This window comes from Dyella psychrodurans, assembly GCF_003363265.1.
Lineage (GTDB): Bacteria > Pseudomonadota > Gammaproteobacteria > Xanthomonadales > Rhodanobacteraceae > Dyella_B > Dyella_B psychrodurans.
Genome location: NZ_QRBF01000001.1, coordinates 515,850 through 536,820, shown reverse-complemented (window position 1 = coordinate 536,820; position 20,971 = coordinate 515,850). Strand labels below are relative to the sequence as shown.

The window sequence follows — 20,971 nt, the reverse complement described above, 5'->3', positions numbered from 1 at the left end:
CGGCCACGGGCGCCTTATGGGGGACAATCGAGTGAATCGCATCTTCCGGTTGGTTTGGAACCGCAAACTGGGCGTGCTTCAGGTCGCGTCCGAATTCGCCCGTGGCCGTACTAAGGGAGGGCGCAGTGCTGAAGGCGGTACGCGCCGTGCCGCGTGGCTGGCTGGTGTGCCCCTGAGTCTGCCGCTTCTGGCGATGGCGGCGGTACCGTCTCCCGGCGCTAACGCGACGACCGCTGCGCCCACGGCCACTTCCGCCGTGGCGGCGAACGCACTGCCCACCGGCGGCCAGGTCACCCGTGGCGCCGGTCAGCTTGCGCAACATGGCAACACACTCACCGTCACCCAGCAAAGCCAGGACCTCTCGCTCAACTGGCAGACCTTCAATATCGGCAGTCAGTCCACCGTGGACTTTGTACAGCCTGATGCCAGCGCCATTGCGGTCAATCGCATCTCTGATATCAATGGCAGCCGGATCTTCGGTCACCTCAACGCCAACGGTCAGGTGTTCCTGATCAATCCCAACGGCGTTCTGTTTGGTCAGGGTGCGCAGGTGAACGTGGGGGGGCTCGTCGCCTCTACGCTGGATGTCAACGACAGCGCATTGGGTACCGGCTCGCTGAGCTTCAGCGGCACCGGCAAGGGCAGCGTGACCAATCTGGGCACGATCAACGTCAACGGCGGCGGCTATGCAGCCCTGCTTGGCAATCAGGTCAGCAACCAGGGGGCGATTCATGCCCAGCTGGGCAGCGTGGCGCTCGCCGGCGGCAGCGCCGTGACGCTCAACTTCGGCGGCGACAAGCTGGTGAGCGTGCGGGTGGACCAGAGCACGCTCAACGCACTGGCGCAGAACGGCCAGCTGATCGAAGCGAATGGCGGCAATGTATGGATGACTGCCGGTGCGCGCGACAGCCTGCTCGCCAGTGCGGTGAACAACACCGGCACCATCGAGGCGCAGACCGTACAGAACCGGAATGGTCACATCATCCTGCTGGGCGGCATGGATGCAGGCACTGTAAGCGTGGTGGGCACACTCGATGCCAGCGCCCCCAACGGCGGAAACGGTGGCCAGATCGAAACGAGCGCGGCGCAAGTCAAGATTGCGAATACTGCAAAGGTCACGACGGCCGCGCTTCTGGGCCTGTCCGGAACGTGGCTGATCGACCCGAATGATTTCACCATTGCGCCCTCTGGCGGTGATATTACGGGCGCCGCACTCAGCACCGAGCTGGGCGGTGGCAATGTCGTTATCCAGTCCAGCGCGGGCAGTACCAGCGGCAGCGGCAACGTGAACGTGGATGACACGGTGAGCTGGAGCTCGAACACGCTGACGCTGGATGCGCAGAACAACATCAATATCAACAGGACGATGACCGCGAGCGGTACGGCGGGTCTCGCGCTGAACTACGGCGGCACGAACGGTTCGTCGAGTGCCACACCGGCTGCGGGCACCAGCGTCAATGTGGGGCTGGGAGGCAGTGGGTTCGCTGGGCAGGTGAATTTCACCGGCACGGGCAATGCGCTGAACATCAACGGCACCCCATACACGATCGTCACGAGTCTCGGCATAGCTGGCGACACCAGCACGATCACGCTGCAAGGGATCGAGAACAACCTGTCCGGCCATTACGCGCTGGGTGCAAACATCAATGCAAGCGCGACGAGCAGCTGGAACAGCGGCGCGGGTTTCACGCCGATCGGCGGCGGCAACGCCGGCACGGCGTTCTCGGGGGTGTTCGAGGGCTTCGGCCATGTGATCAGCGGGCTCGACATCAACTACAGCCCGACTGCTTTGGCTGCCGGCGTCGGCCTGTTCGGCGCGTCGTCGGGGGTGGTTCGAAACGTTGGCGTGTCCGGGAGCATTTCGTCCAACGGCACAGGTACGGCGATCGGTGGCCTAGTGGGGGCGAACTTCGGCTCCATCGTCAACGACTATTCGTCGGCATCGGTCAGCGGGTCAGGAGGAGGCAACTGGATCGGCGGGCTGGTCGGATGTAACGGGTGTGACGGGTTTGGCGACACGACAGCCAATGCGGGGTCGGGCGGCCACACGGTAACCGGTGGCACGATTACCAACGCTTTCGCCACAGGAGCGGTCCACGGTTCGTCATACACGAACGTCGTGGGGGGGCTAGTTGGGACCAACTATGGTTCGATCAGCAATTCCTACGCCGCAGGAGCCGTGAGCGCTTCATATGGTGGCACCACCCCTGCCAATGACAGTCTCGGTGGCCTCGTAGGCAATAACTGGGATTCGATCACCAACGCCTACGCTACAGGTAGCGTGTCGTTCAGTCCCCAAAACAACAGCAATGGCAATTTTATCGGCGGATTGGTGGGCGTCGATAGCAACCAGACCACCACCACCACCGGCACGATCACCAACACTTATGCCACGGGGCACGTATCGAGTACCGATTCGACTGATGTGCTTGGCGGCCTGATCGGGGACTTCGTGGGCGGCGCGGTGACGTCCAGTTACTGGAATACTTCGAACAACGTCGTGTCGCTCACCAGTATCGGCAGCGGCAGCACCACTGGAACGATGGGCCTGACCACGGCCCAGATGGAGCAAGCCAGTAATTTCTCAGGCTGGAACATCGCGACGACCGGCGGCCAGGGTCTGACCTGGCGCATCTACGCTGGCAACACCACGCCCTTGATCGAAAGCCTGCTTACTCCGCTGACCATCAGCGCGAGCAATCAGACGGTGACGTATAACGGAACCAATCAGGCCGGCGCAGTAGTGAGTTATTCGCTTCCGTCGCCGGATCTTTCGGCGATCACGCTGGGGCTGACGACCGCGCAGCACGCCGGTAGCTACACCGAGAATGTCTCATCGGCGTATTCCACCAGTTACGATCTGAGCTTCGGCACGTCGAGCGCGACCCTGACGATCGATCCGGCGACCCTGACGCCGACGCTGACCAACACCGGCGTGACCAAAACCTATAACGGCACCACCGCTGCACCGGTTGGCTTTACCCCTACGTACAGCTTCAGCGGGCTGGTCTCCGGCGATACCAGCGCCAGCCTGACCGACACCAGTGCGACGTACAACAGCGCGCACGTGGTCAACGCTGCCGACGTCACGGTATCGGGTCTGAGCATCAGCGGCATTACCGGCAGCAACGGCTCGCTGGCGAGCGATTACACCTTGGCGTCCACGAGTGCGAATGTGGCGGCGACCATCACACGCGCCATACTGACGCCGAGACTGACGAACAGCGGCGTGACCAAGGTCTATAACGGCACGACCAATGCACCGGTCGGCTTTACCCCGACGTACAGCTACCTCGGCTTGGTCGCCGGCGACACCGGCGCCATCCTGACCAACACCGGCGTGGCCTACAACGGCGTGCACGCGGGCAGTGCCTCTCGCATTACCGTATCGGGTTTGCGCGTCCTCCTCATTACGGGCAGCAACGGTTCACTGATCAGCGATTACACCTTGGCACCCAACAGCGCGAGCGTGGCGGCGACCATCACACCCGCAACGCTGACGGCGACACTGACCAACAGCGGCGTGACCAAGACCTATGACGGCACGACGAATGCGCCAGGCGGCTTTACGCCGACCTACAGCTACAGTGGCTTGATCTCCGGCGACACCGGCGCCCGCCTGTCCGACACCGGTGCGGCTTACAACAGCGCGCACGTGGTCAGCGCCACCGACCTCACGCTATCGGGCCTGAGCATCAGCAGCATTACCGGCAGCAACGGTTCGCTGGCCAGCGATTACACCCTGGCATCCAGCAATGCGAATGTGGCGGCGACCATCACGCCAGCACCGTTGACGGTATCGCTTTCCAATACCACCAGCGTGACCAAGACCTACGACGGTACCACGGCGGCACCAAGCGGCTTCAGTCCGACGTACAGCTTCGCAGGCCTGGTGTCGGGTGATAGCGCCACGGCGAGTAGTTCGGCGACGCCGACATTCAATTCGGCTCACGTCGCCTCGGCAACGGCGATCACGCAAGGCGGCCTGTCGTTGGCGTCGATCACCGGTAACGGTACCGATAGTTCCGTGCTCGGCGATTACACCTTGGCAAGCACCACCGCTGCCACCGGTGCGGGCGTGGGAAGCATCTCGCCGCTGGTATTGACGGCCACGGCACCGACCATCGGCGGCACGACGACCAAGGTCTACGACGGCACCATCGCGGCAACCGGTGCCAGCTTGAGTGGGGGCAGCGTCAGCGGTGCGCTCAGCGGCGATAGCCTGGTGCTCGATACCACCGGCATCACGTTGGACTACAACAGCAGTCACGTAGCCACTGCCAGCAGCATCGGCGCCATCGGCAGTCTCGGAGTGAATATCCTCTCCAGCACGAACGGCAGCCAGAGCACGGACTACAGCCTGTCGGCGCCGGCCATCACGTCGGTGGCCGGGACCATCACGCCGGCGACACTGACGCCGACCCTGACCAACAGCGGCGTAACCAAGACCTATGACGGCACGATCAATGCGCCAGCCGGCTTTATCCCGACGTATACCTACAGCGGATTCATTTCCGGCGATACCGGCGCCAGCCTGACCGACACCAGTGCGACGTACAACAGCGCGCACGTGGTGAGCGCCACCGACCTCACGGTATCGGGTCTGAGCATCAGCGGCATTACCGGCAGCAACGGTTCGCAGGCCAGCGATTACACCTTGGCATCCAGCAATGCGAGTGTGGCGGCGAGCATCACACCCGCGACGCTGATGGCGACGCTGACCAACAGCGGCGTGACCAAAACCTATGATGGTTCGATCGCCGCGCCGGCTGGCTTTACCCCGACGTATAGCTACATCGGTCTGGTTACCGGCGATACCGGCGCTAGCCTGACCGACACTAGCGTGGCTTACAACAGCACGCATGTGGCCAGCGCCACCGACGTCACGGTTTCGGGTCTGAACATCACCGGCATTGTCGGCAGCAACGGCTCGCTGACCAGCGACTACACCTTGGCATCCAGCAGCGCGAGTGTGGCGGCGACCATCACACCGGCCACGCTGACGGCGACACTGACCAACAGCGGCGTGACCAAAACCTATGACGGCACGACGAACGCGCCAGGCGGCTTTACGCCGACCTACAGCTACAGCGGACTGATTTCCGGCGACACCGGCGCCAGCCTGGCTGACACCGGCGTGGCTTACGACAGCGCACACGTGGCTAGCGCCACCACCGTCACGGTATCGGGTCTGAGCATCAGCGGTATTACCGGCAGCGACGGTTCGCAAGCCAGCGATTACACCTTGGCGTCCAGCAGTGCGAATGTGGCGGCGACCATCACGCCAGCACCCTTGACGGTATCGCTTTCCAATACCACCAACGTCACCAAGACCTACGACGGCACCACGGCGGCACCAGGTGGATTCAGCCCGACGTACAGCATCTCGGGTCTGGTGTCGGGCGACAGCGCCGCGGTGAGCAGTGCGGCGACGCCGACATTCAATTCGGCTCACGTCGCCTCGGCAACGGCGATCTCGCAAGGTGGCCTGTCGCTGGCGTCGATCACCGGTAACGGTACCGATAATTCCGTGCTCAGTGATTACACCTTGACGAGCACCACCGTTGCCACCGGTGCGGGCGTGGCAAGCATCTCGCCGCTGGTATTGACGGCCACGGCACCGACCATCGGCGGCACGACGACCAAGGTCTACGACGGCACCATCGCGGCGACCGGTGCCAGTTTGAACGGCGGCAGCGTCAGCGGTGCGCTCAGCGGCGATAGCCTGGTGCTCGATACCACCGGCATCACGTTGGCTTACAACAGCAGCCATGTAGCCACTGCCAGCAGTATCGGCGCCAGCGGCAGTCTCGCGGTGGATATTCTCTCCAGCACGAACGGCAGTCAGAGCACCGACTACAGTGTGGCGTTGCCATCAATCGCCGCGGTGGCTGGAACCATCACACCGGAAACACTGACACCGACGTTGACCAACATCGGCGTGACCAAGAGCTATGACGGCACGATCAACGCGCCGCTCGGCTTTGCACCAACGTACAGTTATAGCGGTCTGATCTCCGGCGACACCGGCGCCAGCCTCACCGGCACAAGTGCGATTTACAACAGCGCACACGTGGTCGCCGCCACCGACGTCACGGTATCGGGTCTGAGCATCAGCGGCATTGTCGGCAGCAACGGTTCGCAGGCCAGCGATTACACCCTGGCATCCACCAATGCGAGTGTGGCGGCGAGCATCACACCCGCGACGCTGACGGCGACACTGACCAATAGCGGCGTGACCAAGATCTATGACGGTACGACCGCTGCACCGGCTGGGTTTACCGCAACGTACAGCTACACGGGCTTGGTCTCCGGCGACACGAGCATCAGCCTGTCCAACACTGGTGCGGCTTACGACAGCGCGCACGTGGCCAGCGCCACCGATGTCACCGTATCGGGTCTGAGCATCAACGGCATAGTCGGAAGCAACGGCTCGCTGGCCAGCGATTACGCCTTGGCATCCTCCAACGCGAGTGTGGCGGCAACCATCACACCGGCCACGCTGACAGCGAACCTGACCAACAGCGGCGTGACCAAGACCTATGACGGTACGACCGCTGCACCGCCTGGGTTTACCGCAACGTACAGTTACAGTGGACTGATTTCCGGCGACACCGGCGCCAGCCTGACTGACACCGGCGCGGCTTACGACAGCGCGCACGTGGCGAGCGCTACCACCGTCACGGTATCGGGTCTGAGCCTCAGCGGCATTACCGGCAGCGACGGTTCGCAGGTCAGCGATTACACTTTGGCATCCGGCAGCGCGAGCGTGGCGGCGACCATCACGCCGGCACCCTTGACGGTATCGCTTTCCAATACCGTCAACGTCACCAAGATCTACGATGGCACCACGGCTGCACCAGGCGGCTTCAGTCCGACGTACAGCATCACGGGCCTGGTGTCGGGCGACAGCGCCGCGGTGAGCAGTGCGACGACGCCGGTGTTCAATTCGGCTCACGTCGTCGCGGCGACGACGATCACGCAAGGCGGCCTGTCGTTGGCGTCGATCACCGGTAACGGCAGCGACAATTCCGTATTCAGCGATTACAGCTTGGCGAGCACGACGGCTTCCACGGGTGCGGGCGTGGCCAGCATCTCGCCGTTGGTGCTGACAGCCACGGCGCCGACCATCGGCGGTGCGCTGACCAAGGTCTACGACGGCACCAGCGCGGCGAACGGTGCCCGTTTGAACGGCGGCAGCGTCAACGGTGCGCTCAGCGGCGATAGCCTGTCGCTGAATATCAGCGGCATCACGTTGGCTTACAACAGCAGTCATGCAGCCACTGCCAGCAGTATCGGCGCCAGCGGCAGCCTCGGAGTGGATATTCTCTCCAGCACGTATGCCAGCCTCAGCACGGATTACAGCGTCGCGCTGCCGTCCATCACATCGGTGGCCGGAACCATCACACCGGCGACACTGACGCTGACGCTGACCAACAGCGGCGTGACCAAGGTCTATGACGGCACGGCCAGTGCGCCGGTCGGCTTTACCCCGACGTACAGCTACAGCGGATTCATTTCCGGCGATACCGGCGCCAGCCTGTCCGACACAAGTGTGGCTTACAACAGCGCGCATGTGGCCAGCGCCACCGACGTCACCGTATCGGGTCTGAGCATCAACGGCGTTACCGGCGGCAATGGTTCGCAGGCCAGCGATTACGCATTGGCATCCACCAACGCGAATGTGGTGGCGACCATCACACCGGCGACGCTGACGGCAAGCCTTAACGGTGCGATCAGCAAGGTCTATGACGGCACCACGGCGGCGACGCTGGCGTCGGGCAACTACACGTTGACCGGCGTGATCGGCAGCGATGCGGTGAGCCTCAATGATCCCACGTCCGGTGTCTATACCACCGCCAATGCAGGCAGTGGCATCAACGTGGAAGTCAGCGGGCTGGCGATCAGTGGCCATGGAGCAGGCGATTACGTGCTAGGCAACAACGCGGCCACGGCCGCCCTCGGCATCATTACCCCGGCTCGACTCACCGTCACGGCCAATAATGCCAGCACGACTTACAACGCGCAGACGTACAGCGGTGGCAACGGCGTTACCTATAACGGTTTCGTCGGTGGGCAGACCGCCGCAGTGCTGGGAGGTGCGCTCACCTATGGCGGCAATTCGCAAGGTGCCTTGAACGTGGGCAGCTACACGCTCACGCCCAGCGGCCTCGCATCGAGTAACTACGCCATCACCTACGACAGCGGTACGCTCACGGTAACACCGGCCACGCTGACCTACGTGGCGACACCGGTGCAGGTATATGCCGGCCAAGCGATTCCTACGTTGACCGGCACGGTCACCGGTTTCCAGGGGAGTGACACATTGGCCAAAGCCACCACCGGCGCGCTGACCTTTACCACCCCGGCCACCGCGCAAAGCCAGGCAGGGGAATACGCCATTTTCGGCGGCGGTCTGACCGCGAACGATGGCAATTACGTCTTCGTGCAGGCCGCAGGCAATGCGTTGGGGTTCACCGTAGCGCCCAACAATGACGTGTCGTTCCCGGGCGTGGCGTACCTGCAGCAGCAGTTGGGTCAGTCGGCGCCAACCGCCACCGTGCTATCGCCGGGTGGTCTGCTGGCGTCGACGATGGCTACGCAAGACGGGCAAACCACGGCGGTGCCGCTCCGGTCTGCCAGCTCGTCCGGTGCGTCGGATCTCTACACGCCGGATGTGCGCGTGGTCGGCGGCGGTGTGCGCCTGCCATAACGACTCACCATTTCCCTTCCTAGTCTTTCGGATGCCTGCCTGTGACCCGATCCGCCGTGTTGCGTTTGTCGCCCTTCACCCTGGCCCTGTTGGCTGCTCCCGTGTTCGCGCAGCAAGCCCCGCCCACCAGCGGTCAGCTGCTGCAGCAGGCGCAGCCCCCGCAGCAACAGTTACCTCAACGTGAGCCGGGGCTACGGATCCAGTCGCCTGTGACCGCCCACATCACCGACAACACTCCGTTCGAGGTAAAGCAGATCGTCGTTCGCGGCAGCACCACTTTCGACGCCCAGACGCTGCACGCACTGGTCGCCGACGGCGAAGGCCACACGCAGACACTCACTTCGCTCAACGTCCTCGCGCAGCGCATCACCGACTACTATCGCGCCCACGGTTATCCGTTGTCCCGCGCTGTCGTGCCGACGCAGGCGTTGAATGATGGCGTGGTGCAGTTCATGGTTATCGAAGCGCGCTATGACCAGGTGCAGGTGGTCAACCACAGCCGTGTCCAGACGAACTTGCTCAACGCTACCCTCAGCCCGCTGCAGAGCGGCCAACGGGTCACGCAGGAGGCACTCGATCGTCAGCTGTTGTTGTTGAACGACCTGCCAGGGGTGCAAGCGCATGCGGTGCTAGGCCCCGGTAGCACGCCTGGTACCAGCAACCTCAACGTCGATGCCCAGGCGCTACCGCCCGTCACTGGCAACCTTACGCTGGACGATGGGGGAGACCGCTACACCGGCCGTATCCGTCTGGGCGGCAACGTGGCCGTGAACAACCTTGCCGGCCTTGGCGACCAGCTCACCGTCGGGCTTTTGGCTTCCGACGGGCACATGCACTATGGCCATCTCGCCTATGACTTTGCGCTCAATGGTGCAGGTACCCGGTTCGGATTGGCGTACTCGGCGCTGTCCTACCAATTGGGCGATAGCCTTTCCGATTTGGATGCCCGAGGGCATGCCACCGAAGCCAGCGCGTGGTTGTCGCAGGCCATCGTGCGCAGCCCCACCACGAACCTCAGTGCCCGGCTGGAAGTGGACAATCACCATTTGGCGGACGACACCGGCCGCACCGATGTGCACGATGACCGCCACACGTGGGACTGGACGGCCAGCAGCACGTTCGATCACCGCGATGATTGGTACGGAGGAGGCGTGACGCAAGCGCAACTGTCGCTGACGCGCGGGCAACTGGGCTTTGACAACGCCGCGGCGCGGGCCAGTGATGCGGCGACGGCCGACACGCAGGGGCATGAGTTGCATTGGGATGCCAATGTGAACCGTCTGCAGGCGATCACGGCCACGACGCGCCTGTACGTGGCACTCACTGGTCAGTACAGTCACCACAACCTGGATTCCTCCGAACAGCTCCTGCTTGGCGGCATGCAAAGCGTACGCGGCTACGAAGTGAGTACGTTGGCCGGTGCCTCGGGTTATCTGGCCACGGTGGAACTGCGCCATGACTTGAGCATACCCGGCGGAGCCTGGCAGGGCAGCGTGTTCGCCGACCAGGGCGCACTATGGATCAACCCGCAGCAGTGGCCCGGTAACACCGGCAGCAACCACGCCACGCTGAGCAGCGTGGGCGTTGGACTCAACTGGGGCGGTCCCGATCAATGGGTAGCGCAGGTGCAAGTGGGTCAGCCGGTGGGTAGTACGCCAGAACTGGCGGGCAAGCGCCCGTCCACACGGGCGTGGGTGCAGCTCAGCAAGGGGTTCTGACGTGGCAACGTCCACTTTCGTTGGCGTTACCGGCCTGCCGCGTGCAGGTTCGACACTGCTGTGCCAGCTGCTCGCGCAGCATCCGCAGATTCAGTGCGAGGGGCATAGCTCGCCGTTGTGCAACACGCTGCTTGGCATCCGGCGGATGATCAGTGACGATCAGTTCTTCCTGTCGCAGCTAGACTCATCGTTCGAGACCAGCTACGCGCATCTGGCCTCGGCCATGCGTGGATTCCTGCACGGCTGGCATCACGACAGCGGTACGCACCGAGTGGTGATCGACAAGAACCGCGCCTGGCTGCACGCGGTCGAATTGCTGCTGCATGTCGAGCCGGAAGCCAGATTGATCGTCTGCCTGCGGGAGCTAGGGCAGATTTACGGATCGATCGAGGCGCAGCATCAGCGCACGATACTGGTGGACTTTATCGATCACCTGGCGGACTACGACCGCTTCGGTCGCGCGGATGCGCTGTTCGCGAAAGATCGGGTAATCGGCGCACCGCTTATCTCATTGCAGGCAGTGCTGGATTTGCCCGAAGCCGTAAAGCAGCGGTTGTACTTCGTGCGCTTCGAGGACCTCGTCGCGCAGCCGGTGAAGTGCATGTCGCATCTGTACACGTGGTTGGGGCTGTCGCCGTTCGAGATTGATCCGGAGCAACTCACGACCGGAAAACAGGAAAGCGACAGCCACTATCGGATGAAGTACCCGCACCGGCAGTCCACTCGCATCGTGACGCCCACGGTGCATTCCGTGCCGCCACGCATCCAGAAACAGATAGAGACGGTATGGGCATGGTTCTACCGGCTTTATTATGGGGAGAAGATGTCCTGAAGCAGTCCGATCACTTTGACATCGCCAATGCTGTCAAAAAGCGATGCGGTTATTGCGAGTTTGCCGTAGGCAATTGCACCCAAAGTGGCGTGATTGCACGCCAGTGCAAGTAGCACAAGCTGATTGTGAGTCGCAGAGGTGATGGACTTTCAACATATCGCAACGATCAGCCGAAAGTGAAGGAATACGCCAGGACACCCGGGTCGAGGAAGATGATTTCAAAGGTGCGGTCGCCGCTGCCGTTTGACTGGCGCACCAATTGGTAGAGGCGCTGTCCTGTGACGGTGCCATTCCCGTCTGCGTCGACGTCTGTACCGTGATCGGCGCCAGGAGCCTTGCCGTCAATCAAGACGCGGAAGCGCACGGGTTTTCCATCGTGGTCCGGACCGAGCACGAGATGAAGGTCGCGGCCCCGGAAGTGATAAACGATGCGGCCGTTGGGGCTGTCCAGATGTGCGTATTCGCTGCCCACGGTCCATTGGCCGTCGAGCGTCCACTGATTGGTCTGCAGCATTTGCGGGGCGTGGTAGGCGAACGAAATGTTTTCGGCTATGTCGCCACCGGTAAAGTTCTGCGCTTTTGTGTAGCCCACGTAGGTCTCCGGTGAGGTCGTGGCATCGCCCGACGCCGCGGCTTCCGCACCCTGCGCGTTCGGCTGTACGTAACCGCCCGGCAGATTTTTCTGTCCGGCCTCGGTGAGCAATTGGCGGATCACATCCTCGCTTTGCTCATAGTCGCCTTCGCCGAAGTGGTGATGACGCATGTGTCCCTTCGCGTCGATGAAGTAATGCGCGGGCCAGTACTGGTTATTGAAGGCCTTCCAAATCACATAGTCGTTATCGAGCGCGACAGGATAGGTGACGCCCATGTCCTTCACGGCCTTGGTAACGTTGCCCGGGTCCTTTTCGAAGGCGAACTCGGGAGCATGCACGCCGATGACAACGAGACCGTGATCCCTGTACTTGTCGGCCCAACCATGCACATAGGGCAGCGCGCGGATGCAGTTGATGCAGGAATAAGTCCAGAAGTCGACCAGCACCACCTTGCCGCGCAATGACTGCGTTGTAAGAGGAGGGCTGTTGAGCCACTCGGTGGCGCCGTCGAGCGACGGCATCTCGCCTTCCACGGGCAATGGCGCTCCGGCCTTGACGGCGGACTGTGCGGGAGCGGACGGAGCAGGGCGCACAGCGTCGATCAGCTTCTGCTCGATTCCACTGGTACTGGCCAGCGACACGCGAGTCAGCAATCCGGTGTCCACGCCCAGCGCGATGGTGGCGACGCCCGCCAACACCAACACGCCCAGCACTCGACGAACCCATTCGCCCGCGCCAAGCGAGCGTTTCATCAGTGCGAACACGCGCCCGCCGATAGCGAGTGCCAACGCGAGTGACGTGGCAGCACCGGCTGCGTAGGTAAGCAACAAGAGAGTGGTTTGAGCACTGGCACCTTTGAGGGCCGCTCCCGTAAGCAGAAGACCCAGGATGGGTCCCGCGCACGGCGCCCACAGCAATCCGGTCGCGACGCCCAAACCGGCCGCCGAAAACACCGAATCCTCATCGCCGCTGCGCTGGGTGAGCTTGGCACCAAGCGCGACGAATGGACGGCTAATCCATTCGGCAAAGCGCTCGGATACCAACGTGAGGCCAAGCACAGCCAGCACCGCCAGGGCGAGATAGCGGCCATATTGATTCGCGTGAACTGCCCAACCACCGCCAACAGCGGCAAGCGTTGCGACAGCAGCGAAGGTTAGCGCCATGCCCAACAGCATGGGCAGGCCGTTGCGCGCGAATGGACGATCTGCCCGCGCGAAGACGAATGGCAGTACGGGCAGGATGCACGGACTGAGGATGGTCAGTACACCGCCGAGGTAGGCAAGGATCAGTAGGAGCATGGGGGCGACATCCGTAAGGGGTTCGTGGTGCTATTCGCACAGCCCCGGGTTCGGGCGACGAGTTAGTGCGCTTGTGATCGCCATGGTCTGGCGATCACGGTGCGTGCATGCGGCAGGGGCGTGTCGTTGGAGGTCACATCGGTGTTCGCCTCATAGCGAACACGTCCCCGATACCGCAGGCAACGATTACTTCACGCTGTTTGCGGCCGTCTCAATCACGTGAGCTACCTTGGCCGGCTGCGAGATAAAGACAGCATGGCTCGCGGCGATTTCCGTGACCTTGGAATTCGAACGCTGATACATCCAGCGCTGAAGGTCCGGGCTGATGACGTGATCCTGGGTGGTCAGGATGGCGTAGCTCGGCTTGGTTTTCCATGCCGCCGCAGCGAGCGGCGCGCCCATCGCTTTTTGCGCGAGCTGCACTTCCGAGCTGGCCAGGAACTGAGCCTCGGATGCCGAGACATCCTGCGCATAAGTGGCGCGGAATTTATCCGCCGGGATGTAGAAATAGTTGTCCGGCGTTGCCGCCATGGCGTTGTTGGGTGCGGCAAATTTCGACATCAGTTGACCGCTCGCTTCGCCCGCATCGGGTTGCAGTGCAGCCACATAGACGAGCGTGCTGACCTTCGGGTCGGCGCCGGCTTCCGTGATGACGGAGCCGCCATAGCTATGCCCGACGAGAACGACAGGACCGGTTTGCTGATCGACGACGCGCGTCGTAGCAGCGACATCCTCGGCGAGGCCGGTAAGCGGCTCCTGCACGATCGATACATGGAAACCATCCTTGGTCAGGATGTCGTAGACGGCACGCCAGCCTGAGCCGTCCGTCAATGCGCCATGGACAATGACGATATCCTTCGCGCCGGTGGCGGCTTCAGCGTGGACCATCGTGACACCCATGGCGAGCATGAGGGCAACAGCCATTTTGTTTCGTAGTGTGAACATTTCAATCTCCAAAGATGTTTTGAAGTGCCCGGCGCATTGCTTGAGTTCCTGCTGTCGGGCAGATGTCGAGTGACAAGGGTTGTGAGTTCGTGCAAAGAAGCGCCCCGGCACGCATGTTTGTTCGGTCGCGGCTCTCAAAAGGGGTCTTTTGAGCCGCGGACCCTTTGCGTCGGTGATGCCGGCGAATCCAGGCCGCGTTCGACCTGCGTACGCCGCACGTCGCATTCGCGTGCTGCGTACCGGGGCGCAGAGACATCAGGCCAACTTGTTCTTCATGGCCAGAACGTCGATCGGTTCCACCGATGGCGGGGTGGCCAGCATGTCGCTGGCACGTGCCATCAGGGCCTTGGCCATATCGCCGTTCAGGTGTGCCTGGCGACCCTCTTCATTCGCAAAAGCGTCGAAGACGCCAAATGTCGTGGGCGACAGTTTGATGGCGAACCAGATGGGCGTTGCCGCTTCCCGATTCGTCATTTCCAGGCCGGCGGCAAGAAAGTCCGCCACTGCCTGCTCTTTACCCGGCTTCGCTTCGAGCCGGACGAACAATCCGCATTTAACCATCGTGGTTCTCCAGTAAGGGTTGGGGTGGGCTGCGCAGTGGACGAAACTGTACAAACGGGCGGATCGCGCTAATATTGGCTCGATTGACACATTTGATAGCGATATTGCCATGCGCATTGCCATACTTGCTCTGGAAGGAATGTTCGACACCGGCCTGACGACGGTGCTGGACGCACTGACGACGGCCAACACGCTCGCGCAATGGACGGGCATCGCCGCGCCGGGTTTTGATGTCACGGTGATGGGCGTACGTCCGCAGGTGCACACGGCGCTTGGGCTGCAGGTGCCTGTACGCGAAGTGGCTCATGCGCCGCTCCCCGATTGGGTCATCGTGCCGGCGCTCGCCGACATCGTGCCCGAGCGACTTCTGCCCACGCTTGTGCGCGACGATGTGGTTGAAGCTTTCGGCGTCTTGCGTCGATGGCATGCTGCCGGTGTGCGCCTTGCGGCAGCCTGCACCGGCACCTTCGTGCTGGCCGAAAGCGGTCTGCTCGACGGATGCGAGGCCACGACCACCTGGTGGCTCACACCCGTGTTCCGTCAACGCTATCCGGATGTGTGCCTGGATGCGCATCGCATCGTCGTTCCGAGCGGCACGATGGTGACGGCAGGCGCGGCGCTCAGTCATCTCGACCTTGCGCTGTGGCTGATCCGCAACAACAGCCCCGAACTGGCGGCCCTCGTCGCCAAATATCTCGTATTCGATTCGCGGCTATCGCAGTCGGGTTATGTGATTTCCGATCACCTCGCACATTCCGATCCTTTGATCGAGCGCTTCGATCGCTGGGTGCGCGAACGCCTGGATGCGACGCTTACGCTCGATGCGATCGCCGACGCGCTAGGTACCAGCAAGCGCACGTTGTCGCGACGTCTCGATAGCGTGCTGGGCAAGACGCCGCTCGAATACATTCAGGATCTGCGCATCGAGCGTGCCGTTCAATTGCTGAAGACCAGCAAGCACAGCGTCGATCAGATTGCGGGGCAGGTGGGTTATGCGGACGGCGTGACGCTGCGCACGCTGCTGCGTCGGCGACTAGGGAAAGGCATACGCGAACTAAGGCCGCGGGAGTAAACCGCTCGAACGGTGCGCCCCAAGGACCCTGCAAAAACTGCGTCCGTAGTTAGTGGAAAACCAACCAGTTCGTCGCATGAAATCCACGACTCGACGAAAAACCTGATCGCTTATGGCGCATACGCACGAAAAAGGCGATGTAATGCCTATGCCTGTTCGTGACTGGAGTACTCGTATGCAACATCGTTGGTTGGGTTTTTCCTTCTCACTTCTTCTGTTGCCGTTTTGTGCCTCAGCGCAGTCGGTCAGCCCCTCGACTGACCAGGTCGCTCAGGATACGGTCGACGTCGAACACCTCATGGCGGCTTACCATCAGGCTGTAGAGGCGCATGATGGTGCACGGCTTTCGGCGCTGTTTATCCCTCAAGGAAGTGCCTGGTTGAATGTTTTGTCGGACGCCGCTTATGCACATCTGCGCGCCGTCAAGCCGGGTGTCCAGAAAGTCAAAGTAGGTAGCTATCAGGATTTCGTGAAATTTGTCTCCCAGTCGAAATCGCACATTGACCCGGAACACGGGCACGTCTCCGTGCAAGGCGATGGCACCGTAGCAACGGTATATTTCGATTACGTCTTCAATATCGACGGCAAGCCAACCAACAAAGGATTTGAAACCTGGCAGCTGATCAAAGGCGAGGACGGGTGGCGCATTGCGGCGATCACCTATTCGTCCAATCCGGTGAATAGATAGCGTTTTGGAGAAGCAACGCGGCGCGAATGTCCGCTGACTCACACCTTCCATCAATGGTTGGATGCATACTGGGACACGACTTTGAAAGAATAGGCAAATGCCACAAAAGCCAGTATTTGGAGTTCCGGCTATGCCCGCCAACCAAACCCTTAACCTGCGTTTGCGTGTTGGCCTGACAACTTTGGCGTTGGCCGCCATGATGGCGGGAACTGCCGTGGCGCAGGTCGGATCGGGGCCGATGGCGTTACCCGCACCGCCGGCGTTACCGACTCCTGCAGATAGACCGTTCCATGGCACGATCCAGTTGGCCGTCAACGCCACGGATACCGATCATCAGATCTTTTCGGTCCGTGAAACGATCCCTGTTCAAACGCCTGGCGATACTGTCTTGCTCTATCCCGAATGGGAGACGGCCAGCCACGCCCCGACTGCAACCGTGGCCGAGCTGGCGGGTTTGATGGTGAACATCGATGGCAAGCCGTCGGAGTGGACACGCGATCCGGTGGATATGCACGCATTCCACGTCGATGTGCCGAAGGGCGCCACTTCCATCACGGTGGAATTCCAATTCCTCGCGCCGGCTGCGGCTGACTTGTTGCGGCCGGACATGGTCGAAGTCCCCTGGCAACGCGTGCTGCTTTATCCGGCTGGCTGGTACGTGCGGGATATTCCCGTGGCCGCGACGCTCATGCTTCCACGCGGGATCACACCCTACACAGCGCTGGTTTTCCAAACCATCGATGACGGAACACTTGGTTTTCAACCCGTCACGCTTGAACAACTGATCGACGCTCCCGTTTATGCCGGAAGATTTACGCGCCGGATTCTGCTTAACGAGGACAATGCCAAGCCGATTGCCCTCGATCTGCTGGCCGACGCAAAAGAAGACCTGGCCATCACCCAGCCTGAAGTTGAGCGCATGAAGGCGCTCATTGCCCAGAGTCTGAAGACGTTCGGCACAGCGCCGTATCGTCACTACGACGCAATCGTTACCTTGAGTGACGTACTGTCGCCCGACGGCGGCGGTGGCGGCGTCGAACATCTGGAAGAAGGAGAGAACAATCTCCCCGCCGCGTACTTCACCCACGCCGCGGAACAACTCAACAATCTCGACCTGATCGCGCACGAATTCGCCCATGCCTGGAACGGCCGCTGGCGCGAGCCTGCCGATTTGTGGTCGCCCACGTTCAACCAGCCGATCAGTGGATCGCTGCTCTGGGTATATGAAGGGCAAACCGAATTCTGGGGACGTGTGTTGGCTGCCCGCGCCGGTTTGCGCGACCACCGGCAGACCCTGGACAAGCTGGCGCTGGATGCTGCCACCGTCGCCAACCGCACCGGCCGTCGTTGGAAAGACTTGCAAGACAGCACCAACGACGCGGTCTACATGGCAAAGCACCATGTCGCGTGGCGCGACTGGCAGCGCCGCGAGGATTACTACCCCGAAGGCGTGTTGCTGTGGTTGGATGTTGACGCACGGCTGCGCGAGTTGAGTCGTGGCGAACATGGCCTGGACGACTTTGCGCGACTCTTTTTCGATGCCAAAGAGAGTGGCCAGCCATCAACACGGACATACACCTTTCAAGATGTCTGTGATGCGCTGAATAAGGTTGCTCCGGATGATTGGGCGGCATTTCTGAACCGACATCTTCAAAGCCATAGTGCGGACGACGCAATCGCAGGCCTGGCGCGTGCGGGCTGGAAGCTCACCTATAGCGGTGTTCCCACCGAAACGTTCCTTCAAGATGAGGCGGAGCAGGGCGCCGCCGACCTCGATTATTCGATCGGCCTCCAGGTTGATACTCATGGCCGGGTTCAATCCGTCCGATGGGATAGTCCGGCCTTTCGAGCAGGTCTATCACCAGGGTCGCAAGTAACCGAAGTGGATGGGGAGCCCTTTTCGACTCGCGCACTCATCGCTGCAGTCCAGTCGTCCGCATCGAAGCCGCTCACCTTGATGGCAGATGTCGGAGGAGCCGCGCGTACCGTTGTCATCAGCTACCGAGAAGGATTGCGATATCCCCATCTTGAGCGCATATCTGGCACACCCGATCGATTGTCTGCGTTGCTCACTGCACAATGACATGGACACGTTCAATGTGAAGGGCTTTCCGATGCCGCCCGCATCGGCGCGCGACGCTATTTCTAGAGCTCCCCATTTATGTCTCGATCACCTCGACGCACGTGTCCACCCGCATTATTGACGGTGCTAATCGGTTGGGGGCCGTGTCTCTTGGCTTGCGTGATTGGCGCCTTGACTGTCATCAAAGACCAGCCAGGGCTGATGCGGTATGACGGGCTGTTATTCGTTTTTTATTCACTTGCCGCGCTTCCTGTTACCGCATTTTTGCGCATCGTGTGGCAGCACGGTTTACCGTTACGCGTCATATCTTGGCTGCTGTTGATAGCGACGTTTTCGATGGCCCTGGTAGCAACCGCTCTTCTGTATAAACTCGCCCTGTCTTTCCATGTGCTAAAGGGCGATTTCCAGTGGAGCGCAATTTTGCTACGCATGCAAACCATCTGGTTTCTGCTCATAGCCTATTGCGCGATGTATATCGGCGTTGGCTATTACCTCATGACGCAAGAAGAACAAAGGAAGACGCTTGCGGCCGTCAACTTGGCGAAGGAGGCGGAACTCAAAGCATTGCGCTATCAGGTTCATCCGCATTTTTTATTCAATACCCTGAATGCAATTTCGACTCTGGTCGTCGATGAGCGCCCGCGCGACGCCACACGCATGATCGCGCAGCTCGCAGACTTTCTCCGCACGACGCTGTCCCATCATGCGTCGAACGAAGTGACCGTCGAGGAAGAGCTTTCCTTTACCGAGCGTTACCTGGAGATTGAAAAGGTACGCCTCGGACAGCGGTTGGTCGTGGAATTGAACATCGACGCCAAGGCGTTAGCCGCGGCCGTGCCGTACCTTCTGCTGCAACCACTGGTCGAGAATGCGATACGTCACGGCATTGCGCGGCGGCCTGCGGGCGGTCGTCTGCTTATTGAGATGAACGTCGTGGCGGAGCGCCTGCGGATCTCGGTGTGGAATGAGGGCGTCGCCGAACACCTTGCGGACAAAACGTGGGATGCAAGCGACGGCGGTGCGATTGGGCTCCAAAACGTAAGAGAACGGCTCCGTCATCTTTATGACAACGATCACCGCTGTACGATGAGCCTGGAAGAAGACGGAAGCTGCTCGGTTGCTATCGATTTGCCATATCGCCTGATGTCATCGTATGGCAATCACGCATCCGAGGAGTCCAAGACGCCATGATGCGTGTATTGGTGGTCGACGATGAACCCCTGGCACGCCGTGGTGTGATCAAGCGTCTATCGCAACATGCCGACATCGAGTTGGCGGGAGAGGCGGACAACGGCCCGGCGGCGTTGAAAAGCATCCAGGCGCTCAAGCCCGATGTGGTTTTCCTGGACATCCAAATGCCGGGAACCAACGGCCTGGACGTGATTCGTGCGATGAAACCCGCCGATCGGCCGCTTGTGATTTTTCTGAGCGCCTATGGCCAGTTCGCACTCAATGCCTTTGAGGTCTACGCCATCGACTACCTACTCAAACCGATCGATGACGATAGATTTGCAGAAGCTTTGCAACGCGCCCGCGATGTAAGGATGTCGCGTCGTGGGGTGGGGCAGGGTACTCATTCATTGGACGTGGACACGCCACGGTTCCCCGTTCGTTTCAGCGTGCGGTCTGGCCAGAAGGATGTAGTCATCGCCGTCGATGAGGTGATGTGGATCGAAGCGATGGGCGATTACGCGGGCCTTCATGCGCAGGGCAGAGTTCATCTCCTGCGGGAAACGGTTCACCGGCTGATGGAACAACTCGATCCGGCCCAGTTTGTGCGTATTCATCGTTCGACCATCGTCCGACTCGATTGCATCGCGGAGATACAGGTGCTGACCAACCGTGATTCGCTGTTGCGGCTCTCGGACGGAACGCCGCTTCGTGTGAGTCGCACCTACAGCGAAGCCTTGCGGCGCGCCCTGTTCGAGCGCGGCTCTCGTGAAACCTGATCGCTTGTGACGCATATTCACGAAAAAGCTACGTAATGCATACGATCAACATGTGCGGATACGCGTGAGGGCATTTCCCATGACAACTCAGATTACGAAAACCCAAACACTTCCGGTCGGCGGGGTCGTCGACCTGCAACTCGCCTTTGAGTCGCTTACGGATTACTGGTCGCCGAAAGTGGTCGCCCGAGTTAACGACAGCTACGTCAAGGTCGCTAAATTGCTCGGCGAGTTTGTTTGGCATGACCATGCCGAAGAGGATGAACTGTTTTATATCGTGCGCGGCAGCCTGCGTATTCAATACCCCGATGGAAAGGAGGTGCATTTGCCGGCGGGTACACTTCACGTGGTGCAGCGCGGAACACGGCACAATCCGGTCGCCGACCAAGAATGCTGGATTGTGCTGATAGAACCCGTGAATACCAAGCATACGGGCGGTGAGCAAACACCGTTGACCCGGTCCATCGAGGAGCAGCTGGGGTAATCACGACTTTTTGCATGAGCAGAGCTTTGCAAACA

The 20,971-nt window shown here is 61.0% G+C and carries 12 protein-coding genes; 9 read left to right on the top strand and 3 right to left on the bottom strand.

Features of this window, described 5'->3' with window-relative positions; translation table 11 throughout:
• Positions 1-31 precede the first annotated feature (31 nt).
• The 3 genes from DWU99_RS02565 to DWU99_RS02555 are packed head-to-tail and all read left to right on the top strand — an operon-like array spanning position 32 to position 11,263.
• Complete coding sequence (locus DWU99_RS02565; protein WP_158543218.1) at positions 32-8,713, top strand: YDG domain-containing protein; 8,682 nt, start codon at positions 32-34, stop codon at positions 8,711-8,713.
• Between the two features lie 41 nt (positions 8,714-8,754).
• Entirely contained in the window at positions 8,755-10,431 is a 1,677-nt protein-coding gene (locus DWU99_RS02560; protein ID WP_115476421.1) for a ShlB/FhaC/HecB family hemolysin secretion/activation protein, read from the top strand.
• Between the two features lies 1 nt (position 10,432).
• Positions 10,433-11,263 carry a sulfotransferase family protein gene (locus DWU99_RS02555; RefSeq protein ID WP_115476420.1) on the top strand — a complete coding sequence of 277 codons (831 nt, stop codon included), beginning with the start codon at positions 10,433-10,435 and terminating at the stop codon, positions 11,261-11,263.
• A gap of 166 nt (positions 11,264-11,429) precedes the next feature.
• Here the strand turns inward: DWU99_RS02555 and DWU99_RS02550 are convergent, their stop codons facing one another.
• The 3 genes from DWU99_RS02550 to DWU99_RS02540 form a co-directional block, all read right to left on the bottom strand.
• Positions 11,430-13,154, bottom strand: coding sequence for a cytochrome c biogenesis protein DipZ (locus tag DWU99_RS02550; RefSeq protein WP_115476419.1), 1,725 nt, complete (start codon positions 13,152-13,154; stop codon positions 11,430-11,432).
• Between the two features lie 186 nt (positions 13,155-13,340).
• Complete coding sequence (locus DWU99_RS02545; protein WP_233510830.1) at positions 13,341-14,210, bottom strand: alpha/beta fold hydrolase; 870 nt, start codon at positions 14,208-14,210, stop codon at positions 13,341-13,343.
• A gap of 144 nt (positions 14,211-14,354) precedes the next feature.
• Positions 14,355-14,714, bottom strand: coding sequence for a putative quinol monooxygenase (locus DWU99_RS02540; RefSeq protein ID WP_233510827.1), 360 nt, complete (start codon positions 14,712-14,714; stop codon positions 14,355-14,357).
• A 55-nt stretch (positions 14,715-14,769) separates the two neighbouring features.
• Here DWU99_RS02540 and DWU99_RS02535 point away from each other — a divergent pair, with 55 nt between their 5' ends.
• The 6 genes from DWU99_RS02535 (at position 14,770) to DWU99_RS02510 (ending at position 20,936) form a co-directional block, all read left to right on the top strand.
• On the top strand, positions 14,770-15,732 hold the full coding sequence (locus DWU99_RS02535; protein WP_115476416.1) for a GlxA family transcriptional regulator: 963 nt from the start codon (positions 14,770-14,772) through the stop codon (positions 15,730-15,732).
• 175 nt (positions 15,733-15,907) lie between these two features.
• Positions 15,908-16,420, top strand: a complete 513-nt coding sequence (locus DWU99_RS02530) for a nuclear transport factor 2 family protein (RefSeq protein WP_115476415.1) — start codon at positions 15,908-15,910, stop codon at positions 16,418-16,420.
• Between the two features lie 97 nt (positions 16,421-16,517).
• On the top strand, positions 16,518-18,503 hold the full coding sequence (locus DWU99_RS02525) for a M61 family metallopeptidase (RefSeq protein WP_115476414.1): 1,986 nt from the start codon (positions 16,518-16,520) through the stop codon (positions 18,501-18,503).
• Between the two features lie 171 nt (positions 18,504-18,674).
• Complete coding sequence (locus DWU99_RS02520; RefSeq protein ID WP_158543217.1) at positions 18,675-19,694, top strand: sensor histidine kinase; 1,020 nt, start codon at positions 18,675-18,677, stop codon at positions 19,692-19,694.
• Positions 19,691-20,452, top strand: a complete 762-nt coding sequence (locus DWU99_RS02515; RefSeq protein WP_115476412.1) for a LytR/AlgR family response regulator transcription factor — start codon at positions 19,691-19,693, stop codon at positions 20,450-20,452. The genes DWU99_RS02520 and DWU99_RS02515 overlap by 4 nt, the downstream gene beginning before the upstream one ends.
• 79 nt (positions 20,453-20,531) lie before the next feature.
• Positions 20,532-20,936 carry a cupin domain-containing protein gene (locus tag DWU99_RS02510; protein WP_115476411.1) on the top strand — a complete coding sequence of 135 codons (405 nt, stop codon included), beginning with the start codon at positions 20,532-20,534 and terminating at the stop codon, positions 20,934-20,936.
• The last annotated feature ends 35 nt before the right edge of the window (positions 20,937-20,971 follow it).